Here is an 18958-nt window from a genome sequence, read left to right as displayed (position 1 = left end):
ACGCAGGTTGCTGATGTGGCAATGGCAACTGGCAGACAGTGAGCTGGCCGAGGTGCAGCAGCGGGGGGAGCGGGTGTGTTTGCACCTTTCTGCCGTGACGGCACGGGCCCTGGGCGCGCCCTCCAACTGGGGCTATGCCCTGGGTGTGGCGCTGGACCTGGAGCAGACCAACGTGCAGCAGTACGACACACACGCCTTGGGCCGCATCGCCGAAGGGCGCCTTAGCCTGGCGGGCCAGCCGCTCGCGCATTTGCCGCTGCCCGGTGGTGGGCAGGGCCTTACCGAACTCCATCTGCGTTTTGCCAATGGCGCTGTTCTGCAGCTCACCGCACAGGCATGGCAATGCCGCTTTGTGGCGGAGCCCCGGTTTCGCGAGTCCTACGCCTGCTGAAACAGCAAAAATCCCGGTTTTCAAACAGGGTTTTTGAGTCTAGTTAAATCAATCGTTTGATTTATTTGGCTAGAATCCGCGGCATGTCCCTTGCCCCGAATTCTGAAACCAGCGCACTTCCCGTGGGCAGCGCCACGCCCAAACCGCTGCGCAGCGATGGCCAGGAGGCCCGCACCCGCTTGCTCGATGCGGCGCTGGTGTTGTTTGCCGACAAGGGGTTTGCCAAGACGTCCACACGCGAAATCGCCTTGGCCGCCCAGGTCAATGTGGCCTCCATCAGTTATTACTTTGGCGACAAGGCCGGCCTGTACCGCGCCGTGTTCACCGACCCGCGCAGCAACCCCAGTGTGGAGCCCGCCAGCATTGACCACCCCGACCAAAGTTTGGCGGATTCGCTGCGTGCCATGCTGGACACCTTCACCGAACCCATGAAAAACGGCGTGGCCATGCAGAACTGCATGAAGCTGCACATCCGCGAGATGCTGGAGCCCACCGGCCTGTGGCAGGCCGAGATTGACGACAACATCAAGCCCGCCCACATGGCGCTGGTGCAGATGTTGTGCCGCCATCTGGGTGTCACACAGGCCGACGACGATGTGCACCGCCTGGCCTTCTCCATCGTCGGGCTGGGCATGATCTTGCATGTGGGCAGCGACGTGATCCAGGCCATCCGCCCCGCGCTGATTGGCTCGCCTGCGGCGATTGACGCCTACGCCGAACACATGCTGGTAGCAGCCTTGTCCATGGTGGAGGGCGAAGCGCGCCACCGCCAGGCCCTGTCGTCCACCGCCGCTTTACCGTAACCCGACCTCTCTCTACCCCCATGGCACTTCATTTGCACCCACGCACCCCCATGCAACTTCCTGCTTTGCGCGGCACGCCCCGCCACCTCTCTGGTTTGGTTTTGTCGGCGTGTGTGCTCGCACTCTCCGGCTGCGCCATCACCATGCCCGCCACCCAGGTGGACGCCCCGGTCACCGCGCAGTGGCAGGCGCCCTTGCCGCACCAGGGCACCGTGGGCAGTTTGGCCCAGTGGTGGCAGCAGCAGGGCGACCCCGTGCTGGTGGAGCTGATCGAAGCCGCGCAAGCCGTGAGCCCGTCGGTGGCGCAGGCCATGGCCCGGGTGGAGTCGGCCCGCGCCCAGCGCACCACCGCCGGCGCGGCGTTGTTGCCCAAGGTGGATGCCTCGGTCGCGGCCAGCCGCGGCGTGAGCCAGCCCAACGTGCCCGTCGCCACCACCCAGACCGTCGGCCTGCAAGCCGCCTGGGAGCTGGACCTGGTGGGAGCCAACCGCGCCGTGAGCAAGGCCGCCGACGCCCAGCTGCAAGGCACCCAGGCCCAGTGGCACGATGCCCGCGTGGCTGTGGCCGCCGAAGTGGCCAACACTTACTACAGCCTGTCCACCTGCTACCAGCTGCTGGACGTGGCGCGCAAAGACGCGGCCTCGCGCCAGGAAACGGCGCGCCTGGCCGACATCAGCGCCAAGGCCGGTTTCACCGCACCGTCGGTGGCGGCCCTGGCCCGCGCCAGCGCGGCAGACGGCAGCAGCCGGGTGACCCAGCAGACTGCGGCTTGTGAGATTGACACCAAGGCCCTGGTGGCGCTGACCGGTGTAGCCGAAGCAGATTTGAAGCAAAAACTGGCCCTGGCCCTCGCCAAACCTGCGCAAGCAGCTCCTCTTTCGATAGCAAGCGTGCCAGCCCAGACGCTCACCCAGCGTCCCGACGTGTTTGCCGCCGAGCGCGATGTGGTGGTGGCCAGTGCCCAGGTGGGCAGCGCCAAGGCCCAGCGGTACCCGCGCCTGACCCTGAGCGGCAATGTGGGCGCCCTGCGCTACAGCAGCATGGGCACCGAAACCAACCTGGACACCTGGTCCTTTGGCCCGCTGGCGCTGACCCTGCCGATCTTTGATGGCGGTGCGCGCAAGGCCAATGTGGTGGCCGCCGAGGCCAGCTACACCCAGGCCGTGGCCGTGTACCGCGCCAAGGTGCGCCAGGCCGTGCGCGAGGTGGAAGAAGCCCTGGTCAACCTGCAAAGCACCGATGCGCGCAAGCAGGACTCCGAGGTGTCCACCCAGGGCTACGCCGAATCGCTGGCGGCCACGCAGTCGCGTTATGGCCAGGGCCTGGCCAACCTGGTGGAGCTGGAAGACGCCCGCCGCTCGGCGCTGGCCTCCCAGTCGGCCCAGCTCTCTTTGGCACTGGAGCGCAACCGCGCCTGGGTAGCGCTGTACCGCGCGCTGGGCGGCGGTTTTGAGCCCAGCGCCAACTGACCCGAATACACACCATTTGTCTGATTGATTTTTAGCGAGACCTCACCATGAACCGTCTTTTGAACCGCCTTTCCTTCCAACCGCTGACCCTGGGCCTGGTGGCTGCCGGTCTGCTCACTCTGGCCGGTCTGGGCCTGTTTGCCACCCGCAGCCAGGCGGCCGATGAGGCCAAACCCGGCGCGGCCACCGCCACCAAGCCTTCGCTTACCGTCATCACCACCCAAGCCCAAAGCGGCATGTTGCCCATCAAGCTGGCCGCCAATGGCAGCGTGGCTGCGTGGCAAGAAGCCAGCGTGGGGACCGAGGTGAGTGGCCTGCGTGTGCAGGAGCTGCACGCCGCCGTGGGCGACCATGTGCAACGCGGCCAGGTGCTGGCCACCTTTGCGGCCGAGAGTGTGCAGGCCGATGTGGCACTGGCCCGCGCCGCGGTGTCTGAAGCGCAGGCCAATGCGGCCGAAGCCCTGGCTAACGCCGACCGCGCCCGCGCCGTGCAGGGCACCGGCGCCCTGAGTGCCCAGCAGGTCAACCAGTACCTCACCGCCGAACTCACCGCCAAGGCGCGCGTGGAGTCGGCCAAGGCCCAGCTCGATTCGCAGCTGCTGCGCCTCAAGCACACCCAACTGCTGGCCCCCGACAGCGGCACTATTTCCTCACGCACCGCTTCGGTCGGCTCCGTGGTGGGCGCGGGTACCGAGATGTTCAAGCTGATCCGCCAGAGCCGCCTGGAGTGGCGCGGTGAAGTCACCTCGGCCGAACTGGGCCGCATCACCGTGGGCACCAACGTGTTGGTCACCTCGCCCAGCGGTGCGCAGCTCAAGGGCCGCGTGCGCATGCTGGCGCCCACGGTGGACGCTGCCACGCGCAACGGCACGGTGTATGTGGACCTGACGGGCGCTGCTGTGGGTGCCAAGGCTGCACCGGGCGCGTTCAAACCCGGCATGTATGCGCGCGGTGAATTCGAACTCGGCAGCTCCGGCGCGCTGACCGTGCCGCAGACCGCGGTGGTGGTGCGTGATGGCTTCAGTTATGTGTACCGCGTGGGTGCGGATAACCGCATTGCCCAGCTCAAGGTGCAGACCGGCCGTGTGGTCGGTGACCAGATTGAAGTGCAAAGCGGCGTGAAGCCCGAGGACAAACTGGTGGCCACCGGTGGCAGCTTCCTGAGCGAAGGCGATCTGGTCAAGGTGGTGGAGGCGCCCAAGGCAGTTTCCAAGCAAAAAGAGGCTGTAGTGACCGCCAATACTGCGCAAGCAGCTACTAAATAAGGAGCAAAACAGATGAATGTTTCTGCTTGGTCCATTAAAAACCCGATACCGGCGGTCATGCTGTTTGTGCTGCTGACCTTGGCCGGCATCATGTCCTTCAACGCCATGAAGGTGCAGCAGTTCCCCGATCTGGAGCTGCCCACCGTCACCGTGTCCGCCAGCCTGCCCGGTGCCGCACCGGCGCAGCTGGAAACCGAAGTGGCGCGCAAACTGGAAAACGCCATTGCGCCGCTGTCCGGCCTGAAAAACATCTACACCCGCGTCTCGGACGGCAATGTGTCGGTGACCGCCGAGTTCCGCCTGGAGAAGGCGACGCAAGAGGCCGTGGACGATGTGCGCAGCGCGGTGCAGCAGGTGCGCAGCGACCTGCCCAGCGATGTGCGCGACCCCATCGTCAGCAAGATGAACCTGTCGGGCGCGCCCATTCTGGCGTTCACCATCCGCTCCAGCAACATGGACGACGAGGCGCTGAGCTGGTTTGTGGACAACACCATCTCGCGTGCGCTGTTGGGCGTGCGGGGCGTGGGCTCGGTGGTCCGCGTGGGCGGTGTGACGCGTGAAGTGCAAGTGGCACTGGACCCGATCAAGCTGCAGGCGCTGGGCGCTACCGCGGCCGACATTTCGCGCCAGCTGAAGCAGGTGCAGACCGAAAGCGCCGGCGGCCGTGCCGACCTGGGTGGCTCCGAGCAGCCTATGCGCACCCTGGCCACGGTGGCCACGGTGGAAGAACTGTCGCGCCTGGAGCTGAGCCTGTCCAGTGGCAAACGCGTGCGCCTGGACGAGGTGGCCACCGTCAAGGACACCGTGGCCGAGCAGCGCAGCCTGGCCTTGCTCAACGGCAAGCCGGTGGTGGGGTTTGAAATTACCCGCAGCAAAGGCGCCAGCGAAGTGGAAGTGGGCGCTGCCGTGCAAAAGGCACTGGCGGAGCTGAAGGTGCAACACCCCGATTTGGAACTGACCCAGGCCTTTGACTTTGTGACGCCGGTGCAGGAGGAGTTTGACGCCTCCATGACCATGCTGTACGAAGGTGCCGTGCTGGCCGTGATTGTGGTGTGGTTCTTCCTGCGCAGCTGGCGCGCCACGCTGGTGTCTGCCGTGGCGCTGCCGCTATCGGCCATTCCTGCCTTCATCGGCATGAACTACATGGGCTTCACGACCAACATCGTGACGCTGCTGGCGCTCTCTTTGGTCATCGGCATTTTGGTGGACGACGCGATTGTGGAAGTGGAAAACATCGAACGCCACCTGCGCATGGGCAAGACGCCCTACCAGGCCGCGATGGAAGCGGCCGATGAAATTGGCCTGGCCGTGATCGCCACCACCTTTGCGCTGATTGCCGTGTTTTTGCCCACCGCTTTTATGAGTGGTGTGGTCGGCAAGTTCTTCAAGCAGTTTGGCTGGACCGCGGTGTTTGCGGTGTTTGCCTCGCTGGTGGTGGCGCGGGTGCTCACGCCCATGATGGCCGCCTACATCATGAAACCCTCCACCCATGTGCACGAAGAGCCGGTGTGGATGCCGCTGTACCTGCGCATGACACGATGGACGCTGAGCCACCGCTGGATCACCATGTTTGCGGCCATCGGATTTTTTGTCGGCTCCTTGTTCCTGGTACCCCTGATTCCCAGCGGTTTTATTCCGCCCGACGACAACTCGCAAACCCAGGTCTATGTGGAACTGGCCCCAGGCAGCACCCTGAGCCAGACCTATGCCGCGGCCGAACACGCGCGCAGCCTGATTGGCAAGGTTGAGCATGTGAAGACGGTGTACACCACCATTGGTGGTGGTGCCGTGGGGTCGGATCCTTTCCAGGGCGGCTCCACCAGCGAGGTGCGCAAGGCCACGCTTACCGTGCTGCTGGACGAACGCGGTGCACGCCCGGTCAAACAAGTGATCGAGAGCCAGATGCGCAGCGCGTTGGCCGAGTTGCCAGGGGCCCGCTTCAAGGTGGGCCTGGGTGGTTCGGGCGAGAAGTACCAGCTCGCCCTCAAGGGAGAAGACCCCGTAGCGCTGGCGCAAGCCGCCGCCGCCGTGGAGCGTGACCTGCGCAAGATTCCGGGCCTGGGCAACATTTCATCGAGTGCCAGCCTGACACGCGCCGAAATTGCCATCCGCCCCGACTTCGGCAAGGCCGCTGACATGGGCGTGACCAGCAGCGCGATTGCCGAGACGCTGCGCATCGCCACCGTGGGCGACTACGAGTCGGCGCTGTCCAAACTCAACCTGAGTCAGCGCCAGGTGCCCATCGTCGTCAAGCTCGACACCGATGCGCGCCAGGACCTGGAGCTGCTGGGCCGCCTGATGGTGCCCGGCGTCAAGGGCCCGGTGATGCTGAGCCAGGTGGCCGCACTCGAAATGTCGGGAGGCCCCGCCGTGATCAGCCGCCTGAACCGCGTGCGCAACGTGAACTTTGAAGTGGAACTCTCTGGCGTGCCGCTGGGCGAGGTGACCGAGGCCGTGGCCAAGCTGCCCAGCATCGTGAACATGCCCGCCGGTGTGCAGCAGTTGGAGGTGGGTGATGCCGAAGTGCAGGCCGAGATGGTGGCCGGCTTTGGCCTGGCCATGCTGACGGGCGTGTTGTGTATCTACATCGTGCTGGTGTTGCTGTTCAAGGACTTTTTGCACCCGATCTCCATCATCCCCGCGGTGATCCTGTCGTTTGGTGGTGCCTTCATCGGCCTGCTGGTCACCGGCAAGATGCTGTCCATGCCGTCGTTCATCGGGCTGGTGATGCTGATTGGGGTGTCCACCAAAAACTCGATTTTGCTGGTGGAGTACGCCATCATGGCGCGCCGTGACTTGGGCATGACCCGTTTTGACGCGCTGATTGACGCGTGCCACAAGCGGGCCCGCCCCATCATCATGACCACCATTGCCATGGTGGCCGGTATGTTGCCGCTGGTGGTGGGTCTGGGTAGTGCCGACAACAGCTTCCGCGCGCCCATGGCGGCGGCGGTGATTGGGGGCCTCATCACCTCCACCATCTTGAGCCTGTTGGTCACGCCCAGCTTCTTCACCATCGTGGACGACATCGAACACTTTGTCGGCCGCCTCAAGCGCCTGGTGTTGCGCCAGCCCGCAGTGCCAGCGGTTCCGGCCGCGGTGGCCGAGTCGCACTGAGGTTGCGTTACTCGTCAGCGTCGCTGTGCGGCGCTGGCGCCACACGCGGCAGCGTGATGGTGATGGTGGTGCCCGCGCCCTGCACCGATGTCACATGCAGGCTGCCGCCCAGTGTGGACTTGACCAGGTTGTCCACGATGGACATGCCCAGCCCCGTGCCACCACTCCCAATGCGGGTGCTGAAGAAGGGCATAAACATCTTCTCCAGCGTTTCGGGTGCAATGCCCCGGCCGTTGTCCTGGCACACCAGGGTCACCTCGCTGTCGGTGGCACTGGCGCGCAGTTGCACCGTGCCCTGGGCCATGCCCTCAAAGGCGTGCAGGTAGGCGTTGTTCACCAGGTTGATGACCACCTGGCCCAGCGGGCCGGGGTAGCTGTCCATGGTGATGCCTTCGGGCACGTCCAGCGTCACTGCATGGGCCTCGCGCTTGAGGCTGGGCGCCAGCGTGTGCAGCACTTCGCCCAGTACTTTGCGCAGGTCAAACTCGCGGCGCTGTTCGCTGGCTTGGTCGGCCGCTACCTGGCGAAAGTTTTTGAGCAGGGCCACGGCACGCTCCAGGTTGCGCATCAGCAGGGCATTGCCCTCGCGCACCTGGGTGATGAACTCGGTTAAAGCGGAGCGGCGCAGGGTACCGGAGTCTAGCAGGGTCTGAAAGTGCCGGGCCTGGTCGGCCAGCGTGCTGGCGGTCATCAGGCTGTTGCCCATGGGTGTGCCCATCTCGTGGGAGACGCTGGCAATCAGCGTGCCCAGCGTGGCGCGCGCCTCGCTGCGGGTCACCTCTTCCTGCATGCGTTGCTCCAGCGAGGCGTTGAGCTGGCGGATGCGCTCTTCGGTTTCCTTGCGCTCGGTAATCTCCAGGTTGGTGCCGCCCAGGACCAGCGGTTTGCCATCGGCATCACGCTCCAGCAGCCGGGCACGTGCGCCAATCCAGATCCAGTGGCCTTGCTGGTGGCGGATGCGGTATTCGTAATCGAAATGCGTGGTCTTGCCCGCAAAGTGCTCGTTCAGTGCCACAAAGAAGCGCTGCAGGTCGTCGGGGTGGGTCAGTTCCAGCCAACGCGCGTAGAGGTTGGGGCCCAGCTCGGCCGTGGTGTAGCCGGCCATGGTGCCCCAGCGTTCGCTGACCTGCAGCGTGCGCGTGGCGTAGTTGAACTCCCAGCTCGCCACGCCCGTGCCTTCCATGATGTTTTGCAGGCGGCTTTGCTCCAACGCCAGTGCCTCGCGGGCGCGCGAGGCACGGTGCCGTGCGAATTCGATGCTGCGCCGGTAACGCTGGGCCCGCCACACCGCGGCCGTAATAAGCCCGGTGAGCAGCAGGCCCGCGCCCAGCACATAGGGCGCGTAGCTGGAAGTTAGGTCCGCATAAAACGCGGGCCGGGGGTGCAGCACCACCTGCCAGGGGCGGGTGGCCACGTCCAGCGCCACCACAAAGTCGTTGTGGTTTTTTTCTGCCCGGTGGGCCTCGCTAGGGGCGTCTTCGGCGGCAGTGCCCAGTCGCGCATAAATCGCTTCGGTGTGGGCGCGTGCGGCACCCTCCAGGTCGTAAACCATCAGGTCCATGCCGACCAGGTTGGCGCGGTTGCCGGCATCACGCAGCAGGGCGTGCAGGGGCACGATAGATTCCACAAACCCACGGTGGCGCACGATGGCGTCGGTGGTGACATCCCGCTCATACACCGGCGCAGTTATGGCAATGGCGGGTACCCCGGCACCGTCGTGGCTGGGGCTGACCACCGGAAACACCGCCGACGCCACCGGCCTGCCAATCACACGTGCCTGCTGCTCATGGGCCGCCTCACTACCACCGGCCGGCAACCAGCGAATGGCAGAGAGCGTGTGCAGGTCTGCCATGACCCGTCGGCTCAGCAAGTCGAACTGTTTGCGCTGCACCTGGGGCTGGCTCTCCACCACCAGGCTGATGTTGTGCGTGGCTTCCACGGTGCGGTGGATGTCCAGCTCCAGCACGTCTTGCACGGTGCGCGCGCTGGCGGTGTGGATATTTTGCAGGCGCAGTGCTTCGGTTTGCCGCAGGCCCACAAAGGCCAGAGCACTGCAAAGCGTGCCAATGCCCAGCACAAAGGCCAACACCAGCACATCAGGCAGCGGCTTGCTGCCCGGAGTGGGCGAGGGGAGGGACTCGGGCGCCATGGTCCCGCAGTGTAGTGCTGCCCGTGCGGTAGCGAAAGTCCGGGGGCTTTGGCCGGTTTAGCCCTGCGCGACCGGGCGCGTGGCATCGCTGCACCACTCGCTCCAGCTGCCGGCAAACAGTGCGGTGCCGCCCAGGCCCGCAATTTCCATGGCCAGCACATTGGGCACGGCACTCACGCCGCTGCCGCAGTGGTGCACCACGTCTTGCGGCTGGCGCTGGCCCAACAGGGCTTCAAATTCGGCACGCAACACCGCCGCAGGTTTGAACAGGCCATCGGGCCCCAGGTTGCTGCTGAACACGCGGTTCAGCGCGCCCGGAATGTGGCCCGCAACCGGGTCGATGGGCTCCACCTCACCGCGAAACCGCGGTGCGCCGCGCGCGTCGATGATGTGTTGGTGGTTCTGGCCCAGATTGCGCAACACGGTGTCCACACCCACCAGCGTCACCAGCGGGTCGGTCACGGCAAAGGTGGACGCCGGGCGGGGCGCCTCGGCACCACTTGCCACCGCACCGCCTGCCGCCTCCCAGGCCTGAAAGCCACCGTCCAGCACCGCCACATTGGCATGGCCCAGCCACTTCAGCATCCACCACAGGCGGCCGCAGTAGTTGGCGCCTTGGCGGTCGTAGACCACCACTTGGTCGCTGTTCTTCAGGCCCACGCTGCCCAGCCACTCCGCAAATTTTTGGCGAGAGGGCAGGGGGTGGCGCCCGCCTGAGGCGGCACCGGTCACGGCCGGGTCGCCCTTGGCGCTGAGGTTGTTGTCTAGGTGCGCATAGAGCGCGCCGGCAATATGGCTCTCGGCGTACTGCGCCGGGCCTTGTGCGGGCTGCATCAGGTCGCAGCTGCAGTCGAAGATGACGGCGGGTGTGGCGCTGGCTTGCAGGGCTTGGAGTTGGGCGACGGAAATGAGGGTGGTGTGGGGCATGGTGTTCTCATTATCTATTTGCTTCTGTGCCGTTGTTGGCGCGCGCTGGGCCATGTGGCGCATACCCGGTGGCCTCATCTGTCCGCTGTGCGGCCAGCAAATCGGCTACCGGCTACACGCCACATAGCCCTGGGTGTGGGTACGCTCACGCAATGAAAGGTATTGGGGTTGACGGGCGTTATGCGGCGAGAGCACACGGCTTAGTTCATCGCGAATTTTTCATTTTTCTGCGCCGCCCGGTGAAAAGGCCGGCGGCTTTCATGTAAGCGGCGTTGAGCTTGCTCGCCTCGCTCTTGGTCATCCAGGTGCAATTGCCGGGAACGTATCCCAGAGTTTTGTCTAGGCGGGCAAAGGCCATGCCAGGTTGCGGCGGGGGGCCGTTCTCGGACAGGAATACATTGAAATTGCGCCACGCAGGGTGCAGCTCAACTCCTGCAATGTAGTCAGTTGAATTGGGGTTGGTCACGACATGAACCAGTCGACTCCATGCTTTGTAGGCTGGTGTGGAGACAATGCTCTCGCCTGGCTTGCGTGGACTGATTGCGTCGAGTCGTTTTTTGCGAATCCGAGCCTTGGCTGCATGGTGAGTGATGCCGCGCGTGCGAGCTACGTAGTCAGTCGCTGCGGCATTGCTTTGGAATTGGATGCCATCAACCTTGGTGGCCTGCGGGTTGGATCCGCCACTCGTGCCCCCCGGCGAGATGTTGAATCCCGATGGCTTCAGTGTGTTTAGGCGCTGAATCCATTCGCGTTCCTTGGCCTCCAGCGTCCCTTTGCTGGTTCCGTTATCAATCTGTTCAATGGTGAAAGCCGACTTTCCGAAGGTGCGAATTGCGGTGTGCAAGGACTCTTCGCCAAGTACGCCGCCGGATTTTGCATCGAGCAGGTGCTGTTGCCAACGTCTGGTCAGTGTCTGGATGGTGATGCCGACGTACTGTTTCGCGCTGTTCAGGTGGGTCACTAGATAGATGATGCCGTCCCCGTACCCCGGATTGGGCACTCGGGTGAAAGCTTCTTCTGGGGTCATTCCCCTCGCAATCCACCTGCTGATGGTGTGTGGGCTGGAGGGAGGTTTCAGGCTGCGTACAGCCTCTTCCATGTTGGGGTATTCGATGTTATTGACCGTAATGGGAGCGACCTCTCGCGAAGAGCGAAGGGTGCTCTGCTCAAGGATTCGCTCTTCGGCCATCCCTTTCTGGCGACGTTTGAGGGCTCGCCAATAGTTGACTCCCAACTCTTCACATCGTTGTTTGAATGTCCCCTCTGACAGCTTCAACTTGGCACATTGTGGGCATTCCGTCCCACGCAGATGGTTGGAAGGGGTTTGCTCAAAGGGGCCATGGTCGGGGCAATGGATGACGCCTTTCATCCCCATGTTCACATAATGGAAGTCGTCGTACTGATATTTGTCGCCGTGGACGGACCGTGCCTGGATTCGGAAGCGGTCACGCAGGGCAGTGTCGGATGACGCTGGCTTCAACTGCCCTTCATCTAAGGCATGCTTCAGCGAAATGCATTTCGGGCAGCCTATATGGCCTCGCAGGTGGTTGCGGTGCTCTTGCTGAAAAACCAAATCATGTGCCAGACAGTGGATGCTGACTTTCTCACCAGCAGGTGGCAACTCAGAAATCAGGCTGTAGTCATATCGATCACCAAAGTGCTCTCTAGATCGCTCAATAAATTCGGCTTTAGAGGTCTTCTGGCGATCGAAGTAGCACTGGCGGCAGCCCACGCCATTTAGGTGATGGTTGGGGGCGATGAGGAATGCACCGTGTTGGCGGCAGATGACCTCTACTTTTGTAGAGCTATTCTGGTACCGTACATTGGAGTAGTCGTACCGATCCGAATGCAGGGCATGGAACTCGGCAAGGACTTCTTCTAAGATTTTCTTTCGGGGCATATCAGTGCAGCGCTAGCGAGCGTCCACTTTTGGCTCTAAATCCGATCTGACATATTTCTGCCTAGGGTCAGACTTGAAAAATCATACCGATGCAGGTGTTACTGCTATCAGACTGAAACCGCTTAATGCTCTTCCGCCGGCGTATTCGGCATGGCCCGAGACCGCAGCACCGTCGCCAGCAAGCCGCTGGCCACAATCACGGCGATGCCCAGCCAGCCCATAGGCGCGATCTTGTCGCCAAACAGCAGCAGGCTGAACAGGGCGGCAAACACAATGCCCGAGTACTGCATGCTGGCCACGACCAGCGTGGCACCTTTGCGGTAGGCGCGGGTCATGCACCACTGGCCTAGCGAGGCGAGGATGCCGATGGGGATGACCCACAGTGCGTCCTGCAGGCGCACCTCTGACCAGGGCGTCACGTCGGTGAACAGCAGGCCCACGGCGCCGACCAGGGCGGTGCCGACCGAGAAATAAAACACCGTGCGTTCTTCAGGCTCGCCCACCTTGCCCAGGGCGGTGACCTGCATATAGGCCAGCGCCGCGCCCATGCCCGAGAGCAGGCCCACCACGCCGGCGAACAGCTGGTTCTGGTCGATGGTGGGGCGAAGGGTCATGACCACGCCCACAAAACCCAGCAGCACGGTGCCCAGCAGCGGCCCCTGCTTTTGTGCGTCGCCATAGAGCAGGGCGCCGCCCACGATGAAGGCGGCCACCCACACGCCGCTCATGTAGTTAAGCGTCATGGCGGTGGCCAGGGGCAGGTGGGCAATGGCGTAAAACCAAGCGCTGAGCGAGAGCACGCCAATGGTGCTGCGCCAGACGTGCATCATGGGTACGGGGGTGCGCAGCGTGGCGCCGCGGGCGCGCACCACGATGGCCATAAACACCATGCTGACCAGGCCCCGGTACAGCACCAGCTCCAGTGTGCCAAAGCTGTTGGACGCGTATTTGATGCCCACGGCCATGAGCGCAAACCAGAACGAGGCGAGAACCATCCACAAGGCTTGCATGGGTGTTTACCAGTCAAATAGGGTGCCAGGGCGCATGGATATTGCGCAAGCAGCTATGAAATTAATAGTGATGTAGGGCTCAGGCGGGCAGGCCCGAGAGGTCTACCTTGCCGCGGTACCACTCGTGGAAGTGCTGCATGCCGTCTTCCATGGGGCTTTGGTAGGGGCCGACTTCGTTGTCGCCGCGAGCCAGCAGGGCGGCGCGGCCCGCGTCCATGCGCTCGGCAATCTCGTCGTCTTCCACACAGGTTTCCATGTAGGCGGCCTGTTGGGCTTCCACAAACTCGCGCTCGAAGGCGGCAATTTCCTCGGGGTAGTAAAACTCGACCATGTTCATGGTTTTGTTCGGCCCCATGGGGTGCAGGGTGGACACGGTGAGCACATGCGGGTACCACTCCACCATGATGTGCGGGTAGTAGGTGAGCCAGATGGCGCCCTGCTTGGGGGGCACGCCGCCGCGGTAGTCCAGCAGCGCGTTTTGCCAGCGTTCGTAAATGGGGGAGCCGCCGGTGGCATCGGCCTTGCCCAGGCGGTTGGCCACGCCCACGGTTTGCACCGAGTAGTTGTCGTGCATTTCCCAGCGCAGGTCGTCACAGGTGACAAACTGGCCCAGACCGGGGTGGAAGGGACCCACGTGGTAGTCCTCCAGATAGACCTCGATGAAGGTCTTCCAGTTGTAGTTGCATACGTGCATCTCGACCTTGTCGCGCACATAACCCTCAAAACTCAGGTCGGCGCGCGGGCCCATGTTCGCCAGCTGCGCGGCCACATCCACGCCGTTGGCTTCAAACAGCAGGCCGTTCCATTCCTGCAGCTTGTAGTTGTTCAGGCTCAGGCAGGGGTCTTGGGCGAAGTGGGGCGCGCCAATCAGCGTGCCGCTTTGGCTGCCGTTGTGGCCCGCGTGGGCGCCGCTGTAGGTCCAGCGGTGCAGCGGGCAGACGATGTTGCCGCTTTGCATGCCTTTGGCGTCGTGTGTGAGCGAGCCGCTACCCTTGAGCATGATGGCCTGGCGGTGGCGGCAGACGTTGGAGATGAGTTCAATCCCGCCGGCATTGCGCACCAGCGCGCGCCCTTCGTTCTCTTGCGGCAGGGCGTAGTAGTCCCCGACGTTGGGAACGCTCAGGGAGTGCCCCACGTAGCGGGGCCCTTGCTGAAAGATACTTTGCATTTCAAGCGCGTAGAGCGCCGGGTCAAAGTAGCTTGAAACTGGTAGTTGGCTGTGTGCCTGCTGCAGTTGAAGACTTAAATCAGACATGGGTGACCTGACCTGAAGACTCCCCACAGGGGGGTGCGCCATAGGGTGCGCATGGCGCGCGCGGTAAATGGGAGCCGTCCATCCCAGAAGCGGGAGGCCGGATGCGGGAGGGGCGATTGTACCTGCTTGGGGCATTCGCCTAGGCAAAAGCACCAGGGCTTGGGCCTAAAATCGCGGTTTGCTTTTTGAACCATCATTCCATGCCCAAGGCCAGCGCTCCATCCCCCACCACTGCCCCTCTGCCCGCCAGCTACGAAGCGGCCATGCAGGAACTGGAAGGCCTGGTGGGCCGTCTGGAGTCGGGCGAACTGCCGCTGGACCAATTGTTGAGTGGTTACCAGCGCGGCGCGGCGCTGCTGCAGTACTGCCGTGAGCAACTGCAGGCGGTGGAAGAACAAATCAAGGTGCTGGACGATGGCGCCCTCAAACCCTGGAAAGCCTGATGCACGCCGTTGTTGCCCCCCAAGCCGTGGCCCCGTTTGACTTGGACGGCTGGAGCCGCGAACGCCTGCAACAGGTAGAGCGCGCGCTGGAAACTTGGATCACGGCGGATGCGCCCCAGGGCGTGGACCACGGTGCGCCCGCCGCGCTGGTGGAGGCCATGCGTTACTCGGTGCTGGACGGCGGCAAACGCCTGCGCCCGCTGCTGGTGCTGGCGGCGCACGAGGCCGTGGCCACCGAAGGCCATGGTTGCCCGGCCGCCGCCCTGCGTGCGGCCTGTGCGGTGGAGCTAATCCACGCCTATTCACTGGTGCACGACGACATGCCCTGCATGGACAACGACGTGTTGCGCCGGGGCAAACCCACGGTGCATGTGCAGTTTGGCGAGGCCAGTGCCTTGCTGGCAGGGGACGCGCTGCAGGCCCTGGCGTTTGAGTTTTTGACGCCGCAGGACGACTCGGTGCCTTGCACCACGCAGGCCAAACTCTGCGGCCTGCTGGCACGTGCTGCCGGCAGCTCCGGCATGGCCGGTGGCCAGGCGATTGACCTGGCCAGCGTGGGCCTGCCACTGACCGAAAACCAGCTGCGCGAGATGCACCAGCTCAAGACCGGTGCGCTGCTGCAGGGCAGCGTGGTGATGGGCGCGCACTGTGCGGCCCCCTCGGCCCAGGCGCTCAAGGGCCTGGAAGCCTATGGCGCGGCGATTGGCCTGGCCTTCCAGGTGGTGGACGATATTCTGGACGTGACCGCCGACTCGGCCACGCTGGGCAAGACCGCGGGCAAAGATGCCGACAATGACAAGCCCACCTATGTGTCGCTGATGGGGCTGGACGCCAGCCGGGCCTATGCGGCCCAGTTGTTGCAGCAGGCGCTGGATGCGCTGCAGGCCAGTGGCCTGGCCGACACCCGCGCCCTGCAGGCCCTGGCCGGCATGGTGGTGCACCGCGCAAGCTAGGATTTAAGAGTCAAATAGGCCTCTAGCCCCCGAATAATATGCGCAAGCAGCTACTAAAAAGATAGCAAATGCCCTCTACCGATCTGACTCCCCCGTCTTTGCTCTCCACCATCGACGACCCCGCGGCGCTGCGCCAGCTGCCGCGGGCACAGCTGCGCGCCTTGGCCGACGAGCTGCGCACCTACCTGCTCAACAGCGTGGCCAAAACCGGCGGGCACCTGAGCTCCAACCTGGGCACGGTGGAGCTGACCGTGGCGCTGCACTATGTGTTCAACACGCCCGAAGACCGCGTGGTCTGGGACGTGGGCCACCAGACCTACCCGCACAAAATCCTCACCGGCCGGCGTGACCGTATGCACAGCCTGCGCCAGTTTGGTGGCTTGTCCGGCTTTCCGCGTCGTGACGAGAGCGCCTACGACACCTTTGGCACCGCGCACTCCAGCACCTCCATCTCGGCCGCGCTGGGCATGGCGCTGGCCGCCCGCATCAAGGGCGAAGACCGCTACTCGGTGGCCGTGATTGGTGACGGCGCGTTGACGGCCGGCATGGCGTTTGAAGCGCTCAACAACGCAGGCGTGGAAGACTGCAAGCTGCTGGTCATCCTGAACGACAACGACATGAGCATCAGCCCGCCCGTGGGTGCGCTGAACCGCTACCTGGCGCAGTTGATGAGCGGCCAGTTTTACGCCGCCGCCAAAAACGTGGGCAAAAGTGTGCTCAAGGGCGCGCCGCCGCTGTTTGCACTGGCCAAACGTATTGAAGAACAAGCCAAGGGCATGGTGGTGCCCGCCACACTGTTCGAAAAGTTTGGCTTCAACTACATCGGCCCCATCGACGGCCACGACCTCGACTCACTCATCCCCACGCTGGAAAACATCAAACACCTGAAGGGCCCACAGTTTCTGCACGTGGTGACCAAAAAAGGCCAGGGTTACAAGCTGGCCGAGGCCGACCCCGTGGCCTACCACGGCCCTGGCAAGTTCGACCCGGCCGTGGGTCTGGTCAAGTCCACTGCGGTGGCCAAGCCCACCTTTACCCAGGTGTTTGGCCAGTGGTTGTGCGACATGGCCGCCGCCGACCCCCGCCTGGTCGGCATTACGCCCGCCATGCGCGAAGGCTCGGGCATGGTGGAGTTTGAAAAACGTTTTCCGGCGCGTTACTTTGACGTGGGCATTGCCGAGCAGCACGCAGTCACGTTTGCTGGCGGCCTGGCCTGCGAAGGGCTCAAGCCCGTGGTGGCGATTTACTCCACCTTTTTGCAGCGCGCCTACGACCAGTTGATCCACGACGTGGCATTGCAAAACCTGCCCGTGGTGTTTGCGCTGGACCGCGCTGGCCTGGTGGGCGCCGATGGGGCCACGCATGCGGGCGCCTATGACATTCCATTCCTGCGTTGCATTCCCAACATGAGCATTGCCTGCCCGGCCGACGAGGCCGAGTGCCGCCAGTTGCTGAGCACGGCGTTTGCCCAAAACCACCCGGTGGCCGTGCGTTACCCGCGTGGCAGTGGTGCGGGCGTGGCGGTGCCGGCCAGCCTGGACGGTTTGCCGTTTGGCAAAGGCGAGATTCGCAAGCAGGGCCAGGGCATTGCCATCCTCGCGTTTGGCACGCTGCTGCAGCCCGCCTTGGTGGCCGCCGAAGCGCTGGGCGCCACGGTGGTGAACATGCGCTGGGCCAAGCCGCTGGACACCGAACTGCTGCTGCAGGTGGCGGGCAGCCACCGGGCGCTGGTGACGGTGGAAGAGGGCGCCACCATGGGCGGCGCGGGCAGTGCGGTGCTGGAGGCCTTGCAGGCCGCTGGGCTGGAGTTGCCGGTGCTGCAGCTGGGCCTGGCCGATGTGTTTACCGAGCATGGCGACCCGGCTTATTTGCTCACGCTGCAAGGGCTGGATGCCGTCGGCATTCAGGCGTCGATCACGCAGCGTTTTGGTGCATTGTTGGCACCCGCAGCGCGCGCTGCGTAAGTCCCAAGTCAGTTAGAAGCCAGCGTGCAATGCGCTGGCTTGCAGAATCCTGAATGCGGCGCTTCAGCCTGTCCGTGTCGAGGGAAAACCCCCACGAAAGGGGGGCACCGCGTTCCTACAATCGCGCTTGACTATTGCAGTCCTTGTGCCTTGGAACAACTGGGTCGCAAGATGGTTACAACACAATTACCGGAGTACACCGAATGGATCGTCGTTCAATTATCAAAAACGCTGGTATCGCTGGCGTGCTGGCCGCGGGCGCGGCACCAGCGGTTCATGCGCAAGCGGCAGTGCGCTGGCGCCTGTCGTCGAGCTTCCCCAAAGCCCTGGACACCATCTATGGCGCGGCAGAAGTTTTCTCCAAGCAAGTGAAAGCCATGTCCGGCGGCAAGTTTGAAATCTCGGTGCACGCTGGTGGTGAAATTACCCCGCCCTTTGGCGTGGTGGATGCGGTGCAAAACGGCGCCATTGAGTGCGCTCACACAGCACCGTATTACTTCTTCGGCAAAAACGAAGCGTTTGCTTTGGGTTGCGCAGTGCCCTTTGGCCTGAACAGCCGCCAGATGACTGCCTGGATGTACGAAGGCAACGGCTTGAAGCTGATGCGTGAGTTCTACGCCAAGTACAGCATGATCAGTTTCCCCATGGGCAACACAGGTGCCCAGATGGGTGGCTGGTACCGCAAGGAAATCAAGTCGCTGAAAGACATCAAGGGTCTGAAGATGCGCATTGGCGGCTTTGCTGGCAAGGTGTTTGAACCCATGGGCGGCGTGCCACAAAACATTCCCGGCGGTGAAATCTACACCGCGCTGGAAAAAGGCACGATTGATGCAGCCGAGTGGGTCGGTCCTTACGATGACCAGAAGCTGGGCTTCAACAAGGTGGCACCGTACTACTACTACCCTGGCTGGTGGGAAGGCGGTCCCCAGCTGGACCTGTTCGTCAACCAGAAGGCCTACGATGCGCTGTCGCCCGAAAACAAGGCCATCATCGAAGCCGCTTCGACCTATGCCCACGTGGACATGCAAGCCAAGTACGACGGTCGCAACCCCATGGCCTTGAAGCAACTGGTGGGTGCCGGTACCAAGCTGCGTCCGTTCCCCAACGACGTGCTGGCCGCGGCGTTCAAGGAAGCCATGTCGCTGTACACCAAGCTGAGCGATACCAACGAAGACTGGAAAAAAATCTACGCGGACTACTCCAAGTTCCGTGCCGATTCCAATCTGTGGTTCCGTTTCACCGAAGCCAAGTTCGACACCTTCATGCAAACGCAGAAGCTGTGATTCGGCCCCATTAAAAAAACCGCGCTACG

The 18958-nt window shown here is 63.4% G+C and carries 14 protein-coding genes; 9 read left to right on the top strand and 5 right to left on the bottom strand.

The window, feature by feature from the left end:
• Positions 1-13: 13 nt before the first annotated feature.
• From C5F53_RS03095 to C5F53_RS03075, 5 genes are all read left to right on the top strand, one after another.
• A complete protein-coding gene (locus C5F53_RS03095; RefSeq protein WP_105259844.1) occupies positions 14-391 on the top strand; it encodes a hypothetical protein in 378 nt (125 codons plus the stop codon).
• 83 nt (positions 392-474) lie between these two features.
• Positions 475-1194 carry a CerR family C-terminal domain-containing protein gene (locus tag C5F53_RS03090; protein ID WP_105259843.1) on the top strand — a complete coding sequence of 240 codons (720 nt, stop codon included), beginning with the start codon at positions 475-477 and terminating at the stop codon, positions 1192-1194.
• A 50-nt stretch (positions 1195-1244) separates the two neighbouring features.
• Complete coding sequence (locus tag C5F53_RS03085; RefSeq protein ID WP_105259842.1) at positions 1245-2663, top strand: efflux transporter outer membrane subunit; 1419 nt, start codon at positions 1245-1247, stop codon at positions 2661-2663.
• Positions 2664-2710: 47 nt separating this feature from the next.
• Positions 2711-3928, top strand: a complete 1218-nt coding sequence (locus C5F53_RS03080; protein ID WP_105259841.1) for an efflux RND transporter periplasmic adaptor subunit — start codon at positions 2711-2713, stop codon at positions 3926-3928.
• Between the two features lie 12 nt (positions 3929-3940).
• Positions 3941-7045 carry an efflux RND transporter permease subunit gene (locus tag C5F53_RS03075; protein WP_105259840.1) on the top strand — a complete coding sequence of 1035 codons (3105 nt, stop codon included), beginning with the start codon at positions 3941-3943 and terminating at the stop codon, positions 7043-7045.
• A 7-nt stretch (positions 7046-7052) separates the two neighbouring features.
• On the opposite strand, the gene C5F53_RS03070 is transcribed toward C5F53_RS03075, so the two are convergent.
• The 5 genes from C5F53_RS03070 to C5F53_RS03050 form a co-directional block, all read right to left on the bottom strand.
• Positions 7053-9194, bottom strand: coding sequence for an ATP-binding protein (locus C5F53_RS03070; protein ID WP_105259839.1), 2142 nt, complete (start codon positions 9192-9194; stop codon positions 7053-7055).
• A 57-nt stretch (positions 9195-9251) separates the two neighbouring features.
• Positions 9252-10121: a sulfurtransferase gene (locus C5F53_RS03065; protein WP_105260381.1), complete on the bottom strand. Its 870-nt coding sequence runs from the start codon at positions 10119-10121 to the stop codon at positions 9252-9254.
• Positions 10122-10326: 205 nt separating this feature from the next.
• Complete coding sequence (locus tag C5F53_RS03060) at positions 10327-12021, bottom strand: GIY-YIG nuclease family protein (protein WP_105259838.1); 1695 nt, start codon at positions 12019-12021, stop codon at positions 10327-10329.
• 122 nt (positions 12022-12143) lie between these two features.
• The gene (locus tag C5F53_RS03055; RefSeq protein WP_105259837.1) at positions 12144-13031 is read right to left on the bottom strand and encodes a DMT family transporter; all 888 of its coding nucleotides are present in this window, start codon (positions 13029-13031) and stop codon (positions 12144-12146) included.
• A 79-nt stretch (positions 13032-13110) separates the two neighbouring features.
• A complete protein-coding gene (locus tag C5F53_RS03050) occupies positions 13111-14286 on the bottom strand; it encodes an aromatic ring-hydroxylating dioxygenase subunit alpha (protein WP_105259836.1) in 1176 nt (391 codons plus the stop codon).
• A gap of 200 nt (positions 14287-14486) precedes the next feature.
• On the opposite strand from C5F53_RS03050, the gene C5F53_RS03045 reads away from it, so the two are divergent.
• The 4 genes from C5F53_RS03045 (at position 14487) to C5F53_RS03030 (ending at position 18929) form a co-directional block, all read left to right on the top strand.
• Positions 14487-14729, top strand: coding sequence for an exodeoxyribonuclease VII small subunit (locus tag C5F53_RS03045; protein WP_105259835.1), 243 nt, complete (start codon positions 14487-14489; stop codon positions 14727-14729).
• Positions 14729-15682: a polyprenyl synthetase family protein gene (locus tag C5F53_RS03040; protein ID WP_105259834.1), complete on the top strand. Its 954-nt coding sequence runs from the start codon at positions 14729-14731 to the stop codon at positions 15680-15682. Before C5F53_RS03045 ends, C5F53_RS03040 begins: the two co-directional genes overlap by 1 nt.
• 68 nt (positions 15683-15750) lie before the next feature.
• Positions 15751-17646: a 1-deoxy-D-xylulose-5-phosphate synthase gene (gene dxs, locus C5F53_RS03035; RefSeq protein ID WP_105259833.1), complete on the top strand. Its 1896-nt coding sequence runs from the start codon at positions 15751-15753 to the stop codon at positions 17644-17646.
• A 203-nt stretch (positions 17647-17849) separates the two neighbouring features.
• Entirely contained in the window at positions 17850-18929 is a 1080-nt protein-coding gene (locus C5F53_RS03030) for a TRAP transporter substrate-binding protein (protein ID WP_105259832.1), read from the top strand.
• Positions 18930-18958: the final 29 nt, after the last annotated feature.

It is taken from the genome of Rhodoferax sp. TS-BS-61-7 (assembly GCF_002943465.1).
In the GTDB taxonomy this organism is placed as follows: Bacteria; Pseudomonadota; Gammaproteobacteria; order Burkholderiales; family Burkholderiaceae_C; genus Allorhodoferax.
This window is presented reverse-complemented; position numbering and strand designations above follow the sequence as displayed.